Below are 16036 nucleotides of genomic sequence, written 5' to 3' on the forward strand. Positions count from 1 at the left end.
GTCATGCGCGCATCCGTCCACCGTCGTGCCCTTGCCACGGCCCTCGCCCTGGCTGGTGCGGCAGGGGGGGCCGGGGTGTCATCGGCCGCCGCAGCCGACTGGAGCGTGAAGCGAATCGCCCCCATCGTCGGCGGCGCGTCGCTCGGCAGCCTCGACCGCAGGTTCTCCCTCGGCTTCTCGTGCAGTCCCGACCCCAACAAGCTTGTCGTCCTCAGCCTGTTCCTGTCGGTGCCGCGCGGCTGGCAGGCCACCGAGCCGAGCATCCGTTTCATCGCCGACGGCGTGCCGATGGACCTGGAGATGAGCCCCTCCGAGGACGGGGTGACGATCAGCGACGCACTGTACGGCAACAGCATCGGCGTCACGCGGGAGCTCGCCCGGACGCTGATGTCGGCGCGCACCATTGCCGTCGAGGGGCCGCGGCAGAAGGGGCGCATTCCGTCCACGACTTCCTTCGAGGCGGCGGGGACGCCCCAGGCCCATGCCGCGCTGGACGGCCTGTGTTCGAGCCTCGGGCCATGGGCGACGGCGACCTCCGCCGCGGCGCCGATCGCGTCGTCACCCCCATCGCCGTCCGGGCAGGCCCCGGCCGCTCCGCCGGTCAAGGTCACGACGGGCCGCTACGTCTTCGAAGCCACGCGCAAGGAGCCGTGGAAATCGACCTGGCGCTCTCTCACCGAACAGGCGCCGCGCTGGCTCAAGAACCAGAACGGGCCCGCCTCGCCCTCGGTCGCCGAGACGGTGGATGGCGAGACGTTCGAGCATTTCGAGATCTGCATGGCGCATGCCTGCGACGAATCGAACGCCGAGTTCCTGTTCGCGCCGGATGGCACCCGAGGCTATGGCGTGGCCGTGGAGCGCAACGGGGCGCAGTGGATGGGCTCGCCGCCTCCCGCGGTCGCGGGCAAGCTCGCGTCCTACTTCCCGGCCGGACGCCGTCCCGCCTTGCCGTCGTTCGCGCAGGCTCCGCTTCCGGCTGCGGCGGCCCCGTCCCCCTCCGGCGCCGCCGCGCTGCCGCAGATCTCCTCCGCGCTCCAGCCGCTCCAGTCGACCCTGCAGCCGGCAACCCCCGCTCCGCTCCCGCCGGCGCCGCCGCCCGCAACGGCCGCGCCCCCGTCCACGATGGCGGCCTTGCCGCCAGCCGCGGCCGCGCCGCCGGTGGCGGACCCCGTCGCGGATCCCGCCTCGCCCGTCGCGGTCGGCGTGCGCGCGGTGCGAGCCGGATCCTCCGTCGACGGCTATGCGATCCTCCGGAAGGCCGCCGAGGAGGGCGACGCCCGGGCCATGGCCAATGTCGGGATCATGCTGCTCTACGGAACCGGCACACCCCGCGACGAGCGGTCAGGCCTGACGTGGCTGCGCCGTGCGGCCGACGCCGGAGAGCCGTTCGGGCATCTCGGCCTGGCGATCGCCGCGAGCACCGGCCTCGGCATGAGCAAGGACCTCGACGTCGCCAAGGCCTCGATCCGCCAGATCCTGAATTCGGCGGCTGCCCCGGAGGCCCTGCCATTGCTGCTGGCGATCCCGTCGTCCGGTCTGGCGCCAGGAACGGCCTACGACCAGGTCCTGGCGGAACAGAAGCGGATCTGCGCATTGATCCGCCCGACCGGACATCGTGGCGGAACTCTGAGCTGCCAGCTGCGGGACTCCGCACCGGACTTCCAGGCCGCCGCGGCCGCAGCCCTGCGCCGGAAACCCTGGACGGCGGGGCGCTCCGTCGAAGCCCTCTATGTCCCGGATTTCTTCGCCGACCGCGACGACGTCCTGCGCAACAACCTCTCCGACGTTCACGAGCAGTCACGCGGATACGACAAGTACGACCTGAAAGCCTACCTCCGCGCCCAGGGTCTCAGCCTCGACCGCGACGCGCCGCAAGGCGCGACGGCGGCCACGCCTCAGTAGCCGTGGGCGGCCTTGTACTTGAAGGCATAGGCCACCTTCCCCGGCTTCGCGTCAGAATAGGGGCGCGACACCTTCGCGAACTCGCCGGCATCCCACGGAGACAGGCGCCCGAGGCTCTTGGCCGTCCGGCCTTCGGCCACGATGGCGTCGTCCGGCAGGGCCGAAAAGCCGTGGGTCGCGTCCTTCAGGAAGGCGAGGTAGCCGGAGACGTCCTTCAGGTCGTAGTTGGCGGCCTTGATGGTGGGGTGATCGCGCAGCCAGGCGCCGATGTAGAACTCCTGGAACGCCACGTTCGAGGGCACCTGCCTGTAGCCCACGTCGCGGCCGAAATAGAGCACCGACCGGTACTGGTCGTTGCCGAAGTTCTTCATGCCGAGGCTCCTGGGAAGCGTCTCCGGCGCGACCTCCTTGCCGTTGGCGTCGCGCAGCCAGGTGAGGGCATTGCGGCGCATCTCGGTCCAGAAGGCGGTTTCGTCCAGGCTGCCGAAATTGTGGGTGATCCTGACACGGACGACGAGATCCGGCCCGCCGTCCGGCGTCTCCATGAACGAGGTGAAGGTGTGGTGGCCGTCGGTGAGGTAGAGCTGCCCGGCGGGACCGACGACGGCCGTCTTCATCGGCTCGATGGAGGCCTTCGTCTCGCTGCCCTTGCCGAGTTCGCAGCGGAAGCTCGACGGGTCGCCGAGCTTCGCGTCCGGTTTCGCCGACACGGCGGCGACGTAGCCGCTCGACTCGCACCAGTCGTCGAAGCGCTTGTTGATCTTGTCCTTGCCGAACTCGAAGCGACCCAGCCGGTAGTACAGTTCGTCGAAGCCGAGCGACGGCTGTGTCGGCCGCAGGTCGGCCAGCTTCACCTCCACGAGCTGCTCGGGCGTGTAGCCGCAGTGGACCTTGGCGGCGGGCGTGGCGGCCGTGGCGGCGCAGGCCTCGGCCCGTGCGGCGTCGGGCGCGAGGATCCCCGCGACGCAGGCGGAGGCCAGGAGCAGGCAGGCGAGGGACATCGGGCGCGACATGATGGAACTCCCTGGGCTGGGACGCGTGTGGCGCTTGGGGTATCGTGGCCTCGCGACGCTTCCATGACGCAGGCGCTGGAGCCTACCAGATCCGCCCATGACGATCCTCTCCCTCGATCACGTCCAGCTCGCCATGCCGCCCGGCCGCGAGGCCGAGGCCCGCGCCTTCTATGCCGGCACGCTCGGCCTTGCCGAAGTGGCCAAGCCGGCCACCCTGGCCGCGCGCGGCGGCTGCTGGTTCGAGAGCGGCGGCGTGAAGGTTCACCTGGGGGTCGAGGAGAGCTTCGCTCCGGCGCGCAAGGCCCACCCGGCCTTCCTCGTCGCCGACCTCGAGGCCTTCAAGCGCCGGCTGGCCGATGCCGGCATCCCCACCCGGGACGACGAGCCGTTGCCCGGCTACGCGCGGACCTTTGTGTCGGATCCCTTCGGCAACCGCATCGAGCTGATGCAGCGCGTCGCAGCCTGACCGCGCACCGCGGGGCCCGCGCCTCGGCGCGATGATGCCTGCCGATTGCACCGGTACGGCCGCGCGGTACAGTCTCGCCGGCCGCGAGGTCGGCCGTGTTTCCCCCTCACGTCCTGGAGGTTCTTCTTGATCTTGTCACGACGGCGCGTCGGTGCCGCATTGCTGCTCATGGGCCTGTCCGGCGGCGTGGCTCTCGCCCAGGGCAAGGCCGGTCGCGTTGTCGACTTCGGCATCAGCGAGGGAAAGATCTTCGGCCCCGGTCTCGACACGCAAGCGAAAGGCGGGCCGACGTTGCGGCTGCGCCAGAGCGAACGCGTGGAACTGCGCTGGACGAGCGACCGCGCGGTGGTCGTCCACATCCACAGCCATGGCATCGAGGCCAACGTGCCCGCGGGGCGGCCCACCTCCATCGTTTTCGAGGCCCGTGCCGCCGGCCGGTTCCCCGTCGAGCGGCACGACGTGGTCGGCCGCCACGTCACCCTGCTCTACATCGAGGTCATGCCCCGATGATCCATGGCGCCGCCGCGGCGATCGTCGTCGCGGCGCTGTGGCCGCGGGCGGCCTGGGCCCATGCCTTCGCGCAGCGCTACGACCTGCCGTTGCCGCTGTGGCACTACCTGGCAGGGGCCGGCGCGGCGGTCGCCCTGTCTTTCGTCGCCACGTCGCGCATCCGTGTCCATGGCCAGCTCGAACGCAGCGTGCCGATCGCGGTCGTGCCCCGGGCCCTCGTCCGGCCCCTGCGGGCGCTCGCGCGGGGCATCGGCGTGGCGGCCCTCGTGCTGCTGGTGGCGGTCGGCCTCCTCGCGGACCAGGGCGATTGGGACAGCAACCTGCTGCCGGTCGCCGTCTGGGTGCTGTGGTGGGTGGGCCTCACGCTGGCGACGATGCTGCTGGGACCCGTCTGGCGCCTCGTCGACCCGTGGCAGGCCATCGCCGCCCACGCGATCGGCCGCCGTGCGGCCAGGCGGCCGGGCCGTCTTGCCCGCGCCGGGTGCTGGCCGGCCGTCGCGCTGTTCCTCTGCTTCACCTTCGCCGAACTCGTGTGGACCGAGAACGCGGTGCCGTGGAAGCTGGCGACCGCGGTGATCGCGTGGTCGGTCCTGGCCCTGGCCGGCATGGCCCGGTGGGGCCGTGCCGCGTGGCGCCGGCACTGCGATCCCTTCGACCGCTTCTTCGGTCTCGTGGCGCGCGTCTCTCCTCTCGCCTGGCAGGAGACCGCCGGCGGAATGGCGCTGCGGCTGCGCTGGCCGGGTGCCGGACTGCTGAATGCGGGGCGCGCCGCCACCCCTTCGCAGGTCGCCTTCATCCTCGTCATGATCGCGACCGTGAGCTTCGACGGTCTCTCCGAGACCCCCTTGTGGGAGGCGGTGACCGGCGAGGCGCTGGCGCTCCTCTACGGCGCGGGTGTCGTGGCCCGCTGGGGCTACGGCGCGGCCGGCGCGCTCATCAAGTCCACGGGACTGCTCGCCGTGCCGCTCGGCTTCGCCGCGCTCTACCTCCTGGCCTGCGTGGGGACGGCGCGCATCGGGCGGGAGGCGTCCGGGACGGCGGCGCGCCGCTTCGCGCTCAGTCTCGTTCCCATCGCGGTGGCCTACCACCTGGCCCACTATCTCTCCTACGTCCTGGTCCAGGGCCAGGCGGCGCTTCCCCTGCTGTCGGATCCCTTCGCGCTCGGCTGGGACCTCTTCGGCACCCGGGGCCGCGAGATCGACATCGGCGTCATCGACATGCGGACGGTGTGGCTCGTCGCCGTCCTCGCCATCGTCGCGGGGCATGTCGTCGCGGTGGTCCTGGCGCATGCCGAGGCGTCGAGGGCCTATGGCGAGAGAGCGCAGGCCAGCCAGATCCCCATGCTCGTCCTCATGGTCGGCTACACCATGCTGAGCCTCTGGATTCTGGCGCAGCCCATCGTCAATCTATGAGTCCCGTGCCGCGACGACCGGAGCAGCAGCCATGACGACGTTTCGCGCCCGCCTTGCCGGCCTCCTCGGGCTCACCGTCCTCGCCTGCGGGCCGGCGGTCGCCCAGACGGCCGATCCCGCTCCCGGCGCCTGGGGGCAGAAGGCCCCGATGCTGGACGCCAATTCCGAGTTCACGCTGGCCTCCACCGGCGGCCGGATCTACGTGCTCGGCGGGTACCCGAAAGGGCGGGTGAGCGTGAAGACCGTGCAGGTCTACGACATCGCCACGGACAGCTGGACGCGCGGACCGGATCTGCCCGAGGTGAACAACCACGGGATGGCGGCGGCCCATGACGGGGTCGTCTACCTCTTCGGCGGGCAGACCGACCCCGACACCGCCTATGTCGACACGGTCTACGCCCTCGACACCAGGCAGGGCGCCGCCGCGCGCTGGGTCGAGAAGGCCCGCATGCCCACGCGGCGCAGCGCCGGCGCCGCCGTGGTGCACGAGGGCAAGATCTACGTGGTGGCGGGCCGCCCGCCGCGCGGCACCGACTTCGCGGTCTACGACCCGGCCCGGGACAGCTGGGAAACGCTCCCGCCCCTGCCCAGCCAGCGCAACCACATTGCCGTCGAGCTCATCGCCGGCAAGATCCACGTGTTCGGCGGCCGTCTCGGCGGAGGCTTCCAGTCGGACAAGACGGCGGCCCACGAGGTGTTCGACCCCGCGACGAAGACCTGGGGCGTCGCCGCGCCGATGCTGCGGCCGCGCAGCGGCATCAACAGCGTCACCGCCTTCGGATGCGTGCACGTGTGGGGCGGCGAGGAAAGCGCCGGCGTGTTCCCCGACCACGACGTCTACGACCCGCGCAAGGATGCCTGGACCAAGTTGCCCAACATGGCGATCCCGATCCACGGCGTCACCGGCGCGACCTTCGCCAACGGTCTCATCTACGTCACGGGCGGAGGCACGCAGGTCGGCGGCAACAGTGGCAGCACCCTCAACCAGGTCTATCGGCCGGCGATGACGTGCCAGTAGCGCCGAGCGATCAGGGCTCCTCCGCCCAGAACGTGCCGCGATGCGTGTCGTCGGGCTCCCACCGCAGGTCGGGTCGCAGGGTCAGCCGCCTGCCGTCCTGGAGGGTCAGTCCTTCCGCGGACAGTCTGGCGACCTGGACGATCTGGCGCGCGGTGCGACGGTCGGCCTTTCCGAAGTCGCCGTCGGCGGGGATCACCCGGTGCCACGGCACGAGCTCGGCTTCCTCCGGTGCCAGCTGCGACAGCATGTAGGCGACGTGCCGCGCGGGGATGTTGAGGGCCTCGCCCATCTGGGCCGCTTCCACGACGCGCCCCTCGGGGATACGGCGGACGCCGTCGAGCAGGGCCCGGCGCATGCGGGCGAAGGCAGGAGATCCCCGGCTCATGGAGATCCTCCGTCGACGGTCCGGCGAAGGAGACGGCCGGCGGGACGGGCGGACCCGCCCATCAGACCCGCTCCAGCCGCACATGCGGTTCCGGCGGAAGGACGACCCGGATCGGATCGTCGGCTCGAACCTCGCCACCCTCGAGAACCACGGCCATGATGCCGGCCTTGCGGACGAGGTTGCCCGCCGCGTCGCGATCGAGCACGGCCGAGAGCAGGCCACCCTGGAAACCGTCGATCTGGCTGCAGGGGTTGCGCAGGCCGGTGACCTCGATCACCGCGGCAGGGCCCAGATGGAGGCGGGTGCCCCGCGGCAGGGCGAGGATGTCGAGCCCGCGCGTCGTGACGTTCTCGCCCATCTCGCCCGGCAGCACCCGGAACCCCTTGGCGGCGAGTTCGTCGAACAGCTCGGCATGGATGAGATGGACCTGCCGCAGGTTCGGCTGCGTCGGATCGACGGCCACCCGCGATCGGTGCTTCACCGTGGCCCCGCAGTGGGCGTCGCCCTCGACGCCGAGCCCCGCGAGAAGCCGGATCGTCGCGTCGGCCGACTTGCTGAAGCCGTGGACGGGGCTGCGGCTGACGGCGGTCACGGTGGGGGAATGCTGGCTCATGTCTGCTCCGGCGGTCCTTTTCCTTTCTCCTAGCGCATGCGGCCGGGAGCGGGAAATCGGCGGCGGGCCCCTGGCTGCGCGGGCCGTGGGCCGCAAACAGGACACGATGATCGGACAGCTTTCGCAGCGCCGTGGGGCCAGGGGAGACCGTCGCGATGGATGCACCCGCAATCAGGCGGCTCGGGCCGCAGGACATCGCGCCCATGCGGTCTCTCAATGCGCTCTTCGCCCGCGTCTTCGACGACGCCGCGTCCTACGCGTCGAACCTGCCCGAGGCCTCGCACCTCGCCCGCATCCTGGCCCGGGACCACGTCATCGCCCTGGTGGCGAGCGTGGGCGACACGGTGGTGGGAGGCCTCGTCGCCTATCGGCTCGACAAGCTGGAGCAGGCGCGCAGCGAGGTTTATCTGTACGATCTCGCGGTCGAGGCCGAGCATCGCCGGCGCGGCATCGCAACCGCGCTGATCGAGCACCTCGTGGCGATCGCGGCAGCGCAGGGAGCCTGGGTGGTGTATGTCCAGGCCGACCATGGCGACGACCCCGCCGTGGCGCTCTACGAAAAGCTCGGGGCGAGGGAGGACGTCATGCATTTCGACATTCCGGTGCGCCGCGCGCCTGCCGGGCAGGAGACGGCGCGTTGATCCGCAGAGCGGTCCACGCCGACGTACCCCGCATCCGGGAGATCCGCGCGGCCGTGCGGGAGAACCGGCTGCGCGATCCGTCGCGGGTCACGCTCGAGGACATCCTCTGGTTCGTCGACAATCCTGGCATTCATCTGTGGGTTGAAGCGGGAGAGGTGCTCGGCTTCTCGGCCGCCGATCCCCGCGACGGGAACGTTTGGGCCCTGTTCGTCGATCCTGACCACGAGGGGCGAGGCATCGGCCGCGCGCTCCTGGAACGGGCCATCGCCGTGCTCCGCGACGCGGGCTGCCGCCGGGCCTGGCTGACGACCGGAAACGGCACGCGCGCGGAACGGCTCTACCTGCGCTCCGGCTTCGTCATGACGGGCGTCGCCGACGGCGAACTCGTGCTCGTGCGCGAGATCGGCGACGAGGCGCGGACCGCGGCTTCGCCCGGGTCCTGAACCGGCCGATCGAACCGGCTACCTGGCCACGAGCTCCACGCGGCGGTTCTTGGCACGCCCGTCCTCCGACGAATTGAGCGCCACCGGGGAGGCCATTCCGGCGCCGAAGGGCACGAGGCGCTCCGACGCGATGCCATACTGGCCGACCAGCGCCGCCACCACGGCCGCCGCCCGGCGGCGAGACAGGTCGACGTTGTAGTCGAAGGCGCCCTGGTTGTCGGTGTGGCCGGCGACGATCAGCTTGAGGTCGGCCGCGGCCCGCAGCAGCTTGGCGATCTGGTCCAGGGTGGGCTTCGATTCAGGCTTCAGCACGTCGCGGTTCGTGTCGAAATAGATGCCGTAGAGCGCCACGCGCCCCGACGCGACGAGCGCCTTCTGCATGGCGTCGGCCTCGACGACGACCACCTTGCCGACCTCCATCGGCTTCAGCTCGACCACGCGGGCGAACACGGTGGTGCCGCTCGCGGCCTCGCCCACCAGCAGGGCGACGTAGACCTGCCCTTGGGGCCGGTCCAGCGTGGCCAGCAGGTAGCGGGCGTGATCGGCGTACCGGCCGTTCTCCTGCGCGCTGTCGACGGACCAGCCGAGCAGATAGGGATCGTTCATCGAGCCGCCGAAGCAGGCCGCATCGGCGCACTCGAACACCGTGGCGAAGCCCTTGCCGGCGAGCGAGGCCTTGAGGTTGGCGAGGATCTCGAGCGACGAGCGCCCCGAGGGCGCGTCGTAGCGGATCCGGGTCACCCGGCCCTGCAGCCGTCGCCATTCCGGGCCGCCGGTTTCCGTGACCTGCTTGGCGAGGATGGCGTCGTAATTGAGCGGCGAGGCGAGAAGCGCGGCCTCGTCGAAGTCGCTCGTGGCGTAGAACGTGATCTCGGAGCCCTGGTAGCGCCCCACCAGCGGATGATCGCGCCCGCCCGCGACGTCCTTCGCCCAGAGGGCACCCGGCATCAACAGAAGGGCGACAACGACGGCCAGGATCCGCATGGTGGCACCTCATCCTCGGGGACGGCGAACCGGCGAGGCCCGCTGCTCAATCTGCGTCGATACAATCATCGGTGGCAAAGTCCGGCCTGTCGAGGGTTCTTGGCCGACAGGCGGAGACGACCGGCGGCGCGCATCCGCGCGGGGCTCGCGTCCGGTCGGTCCCGCGCGGTCGCTACCGCCGCGTGGCGATCCGTGCCGGCGTGCCGTCGCCGGCCAGGGCCAGCAGAGCCTCGGCCCCGCCGGGAGCGAAGGTCACGGTGCGCGAGACGCCGTCCCTGCGGCACCAGCCGCGGCGCAGGGCGAGGGCCGCCACGGCAGCCCCGAGCGCCCCGGCCAGATGGGGGCGCCGTTCCGACCAGTCCAGGCAGGCCCGGCACAGCGGACGGGAGCGGGTTTCCAGGGCCGCGACGTCGAGGCCCTCGGCGACGAACCGGGTTCGTCCCGCCGGCGTCAGGCCAACGCCTTCCGACGTGGCGGCCACAAGACCGCCTTCGACCAGGCGGGCATAGAACAGGGTCGCGGTCTCTCCGGCCAGATGGTCGTAGCAGAACCTGGCCGCGCGCATCGCCGCGTCGCGCGGGCCTGGACGGGTTCGCGACAGGCCGACCCGGGCGGCGAGGCCCATGAGCGCCTCGATGGCCTCGGCCACGTCCGGCCCGGCGATGCGGTGATAGCGGTGCCGGCCCTGCACCTCCACCACGACCAGGCGCGCGTCCAGGAGCTGCGCCAGGTGCCCCGAGGCCGTGGAAGCGCTCACGCCGGCCTCGGCCGCGCATTCGCCGGCCGTCAGGGCACGCCCGGCCATCAGCGCGGCGATGATGTTGGCACGGGCAGGGTCGCCGATCAGCGTCCCGAGCCGTGCGATGTCCGGTCCATCCTTCATCGGCTGCATCCTAGCCGATCGGTCCGGGCGATGCTTCGATCCCGGGCGAAACGTCGGGACGGGCGGCCGCGCTATGCCTGGTCTCCCAACCGGAGGACCCTGCCGTGATCACCTGTTTCATCCGCTACGACATCGAGCCCTTCAGCCAGGACGCCTTCACCCGCTATGCGCGGATGTGGGGCCAGGCGATCCCCGCCTGCGGCGCCGATCTCGTCGGCTATTTCGGGCCGCACGAAGGATCGTTGACGACGGCCTACGGCGTCTACACGCTCGACAGCCTGGCGGCCTACGAGGCCTACCGCACGAGGCTGAAGGCCAGCGAAGCGGGCCAGACCGCCTTCGACTTCGCGCGGCGCGAGCGCTTCATCAGGCGCGAGGACCGCGTCTTCCTCACCCGGGTCTCCGGACCGCATGCCGAGAGGGTCCTGCCATGATCGCCGTCATCTTCGAAGTCTGGCCCGCCGAGGGGCAGCACGGGGCCTATCTCGACCTCGCGGCCGCGCTGCGCGACGACCTCGTGACCCGGGACGGCTTCGTCTCCGTGGAGCGGTTCCAGTCGCTGTCCGATCCGGGCAAGCTCCTGTCCCTGTCGGTGTGGCGCGACGAGGAGGCGGTGCGAGCGTGGCGCAATCGTCCCGCCCATCGGGCGACCCAGGCGAAGGGTCGTGCCGGCGTGTTCCGGGACTACCGTCTGCGCGTGGCGGGCGTGATCCGCGACTACGGCATGCATGAGCGGCACGAGGCGCCGGCCGACAGCGCCGCCGTCCACTGCCCGCTGACCGGATGAGGCGGCCCGCCGGGCAGGCTTGCGGTCACCCTGCGACACGGCCCGACGCCCGCTTGACGGCCTCGAACGACATCGCTACGACTGAATGTAATGTTATAACATTACGTCTCTGGTCGTCGCCACGGGTCCTCGCGTCAACGGGACCCTGGCCGTCTCGTTCGAGGTCCCGATGGTCACGCCCTCCGCACCGACACGCCGTTCCCTGCTCGCCCTGTCGGCGGGAGGGATCTCCACGGTTCTCCTGCCGTCGCGCCCGAGGGCCGGCGAGCCGGGCGTCCTGCGCGTCGCCTCGCCCTGGGAGTGGACCTCGAACGAGCCCACCGACACCGGCTACCTGATGACGCGCCTGGGCATCGGCGAGACCCTCGTGCAGGTCGAACCGGACGGTCGCCTGTCGGGCGGGATCGCCGAAAGCTGGTCCGTGGACGACGACCGGCTGACATGGCGCTTCCGGATCCGTCAGGGTGCCCTCTTCCACGACGGCACGCCCGTGACCCCCGAGGCGACCGCCGCCAGCCTCCGCCGCGCCCTTGCCGGCGAGAGCCTGCAGCAGGTTCCGGTCGATCGCCTTTTCACCGACGGGCCGGACGTCGTCATCCGCACCGTGAGCCCCTTCAGCCCGCTTCCCGCGATGCTGGTGGACTACGCCGCGGTGGTCCTCGCCCCGGCCTCCTGGGGCCCCGACGGGACCGTCCAGCGGGTGATCGCGACGGGCCCCTTCCGGATCGTCTCGACGGAGGGAAAGACCCTCGTCGACCTCGAGCGCTTCGACCGGTACTGGGGCGCCGCGGCGTCGGTCGCCCGCGTGCGCTACACCGCCATCCCGAACGGTGACACGCGCACCAACGTGGCGATCTCGGGAGACCAGGACATCGTGTTCTCCACGCCGCCGGCGGCGACGTCGCGCATCGACGCGGCCGGCCGTTCGAAGGTCGTGAGCATGACGGTGCCGCGGGTGCGCGTGCTCGCCTTCAACGCGGGCCTTCCCCAATTCGAGGACGTGCGCGTTCGTCGCGCCATCAGCATGGCGATCGACCGTCGTGGCATCGCGAGCGCCGTCCTGCGCCACCCCGGTTCGGCGGCGACCCAGCTGCTGCCGCCGGTCGTTCCCGGCTGGCACGATGCGACCCTGGAGCCCTATGCCTTCGACGTGTCGGCGGCCAAGGCCCTCCTCGACCAGGCGGGCTGGACGCCCGGCCCCGATGGCATCCGCGGCAAGGACGGCCTGCGTCTCGCCGGCACGCTGCTCACCATCGCCAATCGGCCCGAACTCACCGTGATGGGCACCGCGATGCAGGCCCAGCTCAAGGCCATCGGCATGGAGCTCACGGTGGTGCCTGGCCCGGCGGCCGCGGTGCCGGCCGCGATCCAGGCCGGCACCATGCAGATGACCCTGTTCGCCCGGACCTACGTCAACGTTCCCGACGTGGTGGCCACGATCGTCCCCGACTTCACGCGGCAGCGCTCCACCTGGGGCACGCTCGAGTGGCCGGGCCGCACGCGCATGAAGGCGCTCACCGACGCCTATGTCAGGACCTTCGACGAGGCCGACAAGGCGCCCCTGCGCCGGGACATCCTCCGCCTGATCCAGGACGAGCTCCCGGTGCTGGCCGTGTCGTGGTTCGAGCACACGGTGGCGGTGGGCACGCGGGTCGGGGGGCTGGTGATCGACCCCTACGAGATGCGCTACATGCTGTCCGGCGTGCGCCTGTCCTGAGCCCGCCGTGACCGCCTCCGCGACCTCTCTGGCGGGGCCGCTCGCGCGGCTCGTGCTGGGCCGGTTGGGCCAGGCGCTGGCGACCGCGGCGCTGCTGGCGACGCTGTGCTTCGCCTTCGTCCATGCGCTCCCCGGCGACCTCGCGCTGCGGGTCGCGGCGGCGCGGGTCGGCGACGAGCGCGTGACGACGCAGACCGCCGACAGGATCCGCCGTTCCGAGGGGCTCGACCGTCCGCTCGTCTTCCAGTACCTGCACTGGATGGCGACGCTGGCGCGCGGCGACCTTGGACGGTCGCTGGTGACCGGCCAGCCGGTCGCCGGCGAGCTCGCCCGCCACGGCGCCTTCACGCTGCGGCTCGGCCTGGCGGGATGGCTTCTCTCCTACGCGATCGCCTTGCCCCTCGGCATCGCCGCGGGGCTGCGGCCGGGGCGCTGGCTCGATCGCGCGACGACGGCCCTGGCGGTGACACTGGCTTCGCTGCCGTCCTTCCTGGTGGGCCTGGGATTGGTCTCCCTGTTCGCGCTCACCTTGCGCTGGCTGCCGCCGGCGGGCTTCGGCACGACGGCCCACATGGTGCTGCCCGCGCTCACGCTCGCGCTGTCGCTCGTCGCCCTCTCGATTCCCGTCATCCGCAATGCCGTGGTGGAGGTCCGCTCGGCCTTCTACATGACCTACGCCCGCGTCCGGGGCTTGAGCGCCGCCGCGGCCCTGCGCCACCACGGGCTGCGCAACGCGGCGATCCCCGTCGTCACCTTCGCGGCGCTGCAGTTCGCCTACGTCATGGACGGCTTCGTCGTCATCGAGACGCTGTTCAACTATCCCGGCATGGGCGAACTGCTGGTCACGGCGCTCATCGCCCGTGACGTGCCGGTGATCGTGGGAGCCGGTCTGACGCTCGGTTTCGCCTTCGCGCTGGTCAGCCTCGCCGCCGACCTCGCGCGGGTCTGGCTCGATCCCAGGCGCCTTCGGGAGGGCCGGCCGTGAACGGGGCTCCGGGCCCGGCCGGACCGCGCCGATGGCGGCCCGCGGCCTGTGCCGCCGTCCTCCTGGGCGGGCTCGCGCTGCTGGGGCCGATGCTCGCGCCCTATCCCCCGGACGCGCAGGATCTGATGCGGGTGATGGAGCCGCCCAGCGCCAGCCATTGGCTCGGCACCGACCTCGTGGGTCGCGACGTGCTGGCCAGGGTGCTGGCCGGCGCGCCGCACTCCCTGGGTCTCGCGCTCGTCTGCGTCGTGTTGGCGGCCGCCACGGGGATGACGCTGGGCATGGTCGCCGCCAATGCGGGCCCCACGCTCCGGACGGCTATCCTGCGTCTCGCCGACCTGATGCTGGCCTGCCCGGGGCTCCTGCTCGCCCTGCTGTTCGCCGGTTTCCTGGGCGGCGGTATCTGGCCGATGCTGATCGGACTGAAGCTGTCCCTGTGGCCGCACTACGCCAGGATGGCTGAGGCCATCGCGACCGGCGCGCTGCGGGAGAACCACGTCGAGGCGGCGCGGCTCGCCGCCTTCCCGGAGAGGACCATCCTGGTCCGCCATGTCCTCCCGCCCGTGCTGCGCGGCGTGATGCCCCTCGCCACGCTCGGCGCCGGCCAGGCCATCATGTCGATCTCCGCCCTCGGCTTCCTGGGGCTCGGGTTGAAGCCACCGACGCCCGAGTGGGGGGCCATGATCAACGAGCTGATGCCCTTCCTGGCGGAAGGGTTCGTCCAGGTCGCGGCGCCCTGCGCCATGATCGTCCTGTCCGTTCTCGTCCTGGCTGTCGCGGGACGGTCCATGGGAGGCTCCTCGGATGCCCGCGAGCACGGCTGAGGCGGCTCTCACGATCCGCAATCTCTGGATCCGGGACCGCGAAGGCGGGGTGCTGGTCAGGAACGTGTCGCTGTCCCTGCCCAGGGGCGGGGTCCTGACGCTGATCGGCGAGACGGGCAGCGGCAAGAGCCTGATCGCCCAGGCTCTGTTCGGAATGCTGCCCGAGGGACTGAAGGTGGAGGGGACGATCCACCTGGCCGGACAGCCGCCGATCCCGGCCGGGGACGCCCGGCAACTCGCGGCCTTGTGGCGGAGCACGCTCGCCCTCGTGCCGCAGGAGCCCGCGCGGGCCTTCGACCCGACCATGACGGTGGGCCGGCAGATGGCGCTCGCCGGCATGGGCGAGGGCGAGGTCGCCTCGTCCCTGCGGACTTTCGACCTGCCGGAGGCGGTGGGCCGTGCCTATCCCTTCGCCCTGTCCGGCGGCATGGCCCAGCGCGTGCTGGTGGCATGGGCCCTGGGCCTGGGATCGCCGGTCGTGGTGGCGGACGAGCCGACGAAGGGCCTGGATGCCGACCGGGTCACGCAGGCGGTCTCGGCGCTCGCGGCGCTGGCCAGGGCCGGCCGCAGCCTGCTCGTGATCACCCACGACAGGCGCGTGGCCGAGGACCTGCCCGGTACGCTGGCCATCCTGCGCGACGGCGAGATCGTCGAGCAGGGCGAGAGCACGGCGGTGCTCGCCGCACCGGTGAGCGACTACGCCCGTACCTGGCTCGACGCCGATCCCCGGCACTGGCCCCGGTGCCTGCGCTGCTGCGACATGTCCAGCCTCGCCCTCTCGGCCCACGGACTGGCCTTCGCCTGGCCGGGGCAGGCTCCCCTGTTCCGCGCAGTCGACCTGCATCTGCCGCGGGGAGGCGTGCTGGCGGTGGCCGGCCCGAGCGGCAGCGGCAAGAGCACGCTGGGCGACATCCTGCTGGGCATCAGGCGGCCCAGCGCCGGAAGCGTGGAATGGAGCGGCGTCGACATCGTCGCCGACCCGTCGGCCATCCGGCCGCGGCGACAGCGTTACCAGAAGCTGCACCAGGACCCGGCGTCCACCTTCGTGCCGCATCTCCCCCTGGCGCGTCAGTTCCTCGCGCTGCGGGAGGTCCGGCCCGGACTGGCGATCGAGCGCGAGATGCCGCCGCTTCTCGAGCGGCTGAAGGTGCGGCCGTCGCTGCTCGGCCGCCGCCCCGGCGAGATCTCCGGCGGTGAGGCCCAGCGCCTCGCCCTCGCGCGCATCCTGCTGCTCGATCCGGTCGCCATCGTCGCCGACGAGCCGACCTCGCGGCTCGATCCCGTCGTCCAGCGCGAGACGATGTCCCTCCTCAGGTCCATCGTCGACCAACGCGGCCTCGGGCTCGTGCTCATCGGCCACGACAGGGCGATGCTGCGTGCCATCGCCGACGACCGCCTCGAGCTCGGGATCGCGGAGCGTGCCGCGTCGTCGAGCAGGCTCGCGTGACAGCGC

At 71.7% G+C, this 16036-nt stretch carries 18 protein-coding genes; 13 read left to right on the top strand and 5 right to left on the bottom strand.

The window, feature by feature from the left end:
• Positions 1–3: 3 nt before the first annotated feature.
• Positions 4–1902, top strand: a complete 1899-nt coding sequence (locus tag Q0Q47_RS09515) for an Ivy family c-type lysozyme inhibitor (RefSeq protein WP_293857963.1) — start codon at positions 4–6, stop codon at positions 1900–1902.
• Here the strand turns inward: Q0Q47_RS09515 and Q0Q47_RS09520 are convergent.
• Positions 1896–2915, bottom strand: a complete 1020-nt coding sequence (locus tag Q0Q47_RS09520) for a ParB/Srx family N-terminal domain-containing protein (RefSeq protein WP_293857966.1) — start codon at positions 2913–2915, stop codon at positions 1896–1898. The genes Q0Q47_RS09515 and Q0Q47_RS09520 overlap by 7 nt on opposite strands.
• A gap of 97 nt (positions 2916–3012) precedes the next feature.
• Between Q0Q47_RS09520 and Q0Q47_RS09525 the strand changes: the two genes are divergently transcribed.
• The 4 genes from Q0Q47_RS09525 (at position 3013) to Q0Q47_RS09540 (ending at position 6321) form a co-directional block, all read left to right on the top strand.
• Complete coding sequence (locus tag Q0Q47_RS09525) at positions 3013–3381, top strand: VOC family protein (protein ID WP_293857969.1); 369 nt, start codon at positions 3013–3015, stop codon at positions 3379–3381.
• Between the two features lie 126 nt (positions 3382–3507).
• Entirely contained in the window at positions 3508–3891 is a 384-nt protein-coding gene (locus Q0Q47_RS09530; RefSeq protein ID WP_293857972.1) for a hypothetical protein, read from the top strand.
• Positions 3888–5303, top strand: a complete 1416-nt coding sequence (locus tag Q0Q47_RS09535; protein ID WP_293857975.1) for a hypothetical protein — start codon at positions 3888–3890, stop codon at positions 5301–5303. Before Q0Q47_RS09530 ends, Q0Q47_RS09535 begins: the two co-directional genes overlap by 4 nt.
• Positions 5304–5334: 31 nt before the next feature.
• Positions 5335–6321 carry a kelch repeat-containing protein gene (locus tag Q0Q47_RS09540; RefSeq protein WP_293857978.1) on the top strand — a complete coding sequence of 329 codons (987 nt, stop codon included), beginning with the start codon at positions 5335–5337 and terminating at the stop codon, positions 6319–6321.
• 10 nt (positions 6322–6331) lie between these two features.
• Here the strand turns inward: Q0Q47_RS09540 and Q0Q47_RS09545 are convergent, their stop codons facing one another.
• Positions 6332–6706, bottom strand: coding sequence for an MGMT family protein (locus Q0Q47_RS09545; protein ID WP_293857981.1), 375 nt, complete (start codon positions 6704–6706; stop codon positions 6332–6334).
• Between the two features lie 61 nt (positions 6707–6767).
• On the bottom strand, positions 6768–7319 hold the full coding sequence (locus tag Q0Q47_RS09550; RefSeq protein WP_293857984.1) for an MOSC domain-containing protein: 552 nt from the start codon (positions 7317–7319) through the stop codon (positions 6768–6770).
• A 155-nt stretch (positions 7320–7474) separates the two neighbouring features.
• Here Q0Q47_RS09550 and Q0Q47_RS09555 point away from each other — a divergent pair, with 155 nt between their 5' ends.
• On the top strand, positions 7475–7960 hold the full coding sequence (locus Q0Q47_RS09555) for an AAC(3)-I family aminoglycoside N-acetyltransferase (protein ID WP_293857987.1): 486 nt from the start codon (positions 7475–7477) through the stop codon (positions 7958–7960).
• Entirely contained in the window at positions 7957–8403 is a 447-nt protein-coding gene (locus tag Q0Q47_RS09560) for a GNAT family N-acetyltransferase (RefSeq protein ID WP_293857990.1), read from the top strand. Before Q0Q47_RS09555 ends, Q0Q47_RS09560 begins: the two co-directional genes overlap by 4 nt.
• 18 nt (positions 8404–8421) lie before the next feature.
• Here the strand turns inward: Q0Q47_RS09560 and Q0Q47_RS09565 are convergent, their stop codons facing one another.
• Positions 8422–9387, bottom strand: a complete 966-nt coding sequence (locus tag Q0Q47_RS09565) for an OmpA family protein (RefSeq protein ID WP_293857993.1) — start codon at positions 9385–9387, stop codon at positions 8422–8424.
• Between the two features lie 172 nt (positions 9388–9559).
• On the bottom strand, positions 9560–10270 hold the full coding sequence (locus Q0Q47_RS09570; protein WP_293857996.1) for a helix-turn-helix transcriptional regulator: 711 nt from the start codon (positions 10268–10270) through the stop codon (positions 9560–9562).
• A 104-nt stretch (positions 10271–10374) separates the two neighbouring features.
• Between Q0Q47_RS09570 and Q0Q47_RS09575 the strand changes: the two genes are divergently transcribed.
• The 6 genes from Q0Q47_RS09575 (at position 10375) to Q0Q47_RS09600 (ending at position 16030) form a co-directional block, all read left to right on the top strand.
• On the top strand, positions 10375–10704 hold the full coding sequence (locus Q0Q47_RS09575; RefSeq protein WP_293857999.1) for an NIPSNAP family protein: 330 nt from the start codon (positions 10375–10377) through the stop codon (positions 10702–10704).
• Complete coding sequence (locus tag Q0Q47_RS09580) at positions 10701–11057, top strand: antibiotic biosynthesis monooxygenase (protein ID WP_293858002.1); 357 nt, start codon at positions 10701–10703, stop codon at positions 11055–11057. The genes Q0Q47_RS09575 and Q0Q47_RS09580 overlap by 4 nt, the downstream gene beginning before the upstream one ends.
• Positions 11058–11226: 169 nt before the next feature.
• Positions 11227–12774: an ABC transporter substrate-binding protein gene (locus Q0Q47_RS09585; RefSeq protein WP_293858005.1), complete on the top strand. Its 1548-nt coding sequence runs from the start codon at positions 11227–11229 to the stop codon at positions 12772–12774.
• A gap of 7 nt (positions 12775–12781) precedes the next feature.
• Positions 12782–13759 (top strand): ABC transporter permease, encoded by a 978-nt coding sequence (locus Q0Q47_RS09590; protein ID WP_293858007.1) that lies wholly within the window; start codon positions 12782–12784, stop codon positions 13757–13759.
• Entirely contained in the window at positions 13756–14583 is an 828-nt protein-coding gene (locus Q0Q47_RS09595; protein WP_293858010.1) for an ABC transporter permease, read from the top strand. Before Q0Q47_RS09590 ends, Q0Q47_RS09595 begins: the two co-directional genes overlap by 4 nt.
• Complete coding sequence (locus Q0Q47_RS09600) at positions 14564–16030, top strand: ABC transporter ATP-binding protein (RefSeq protein WP_293858013.1); 1467 nt, start codon at positions 14564–14566, stop codon at positions 16028–16030. The genes Q0Q47_RS09595 and Q0Q47_RS09600 overlap by 20 nt, the downstream gene beginning before the upstream one ends.
• Positions 16031–16036 lie beyond the last annotated feature (6 nt).

Origin of the sequence: uncultured Alsobacter sp. (genome assembly GCF_945952055.1) — a bacterium.
In the GTDB taxonomy this organism is placed as follows: Bacteria; Pseudomonadota; Alphaproteobacteria; order Rhizobiales; family Beijerinckiaceae; genus Alsobacter.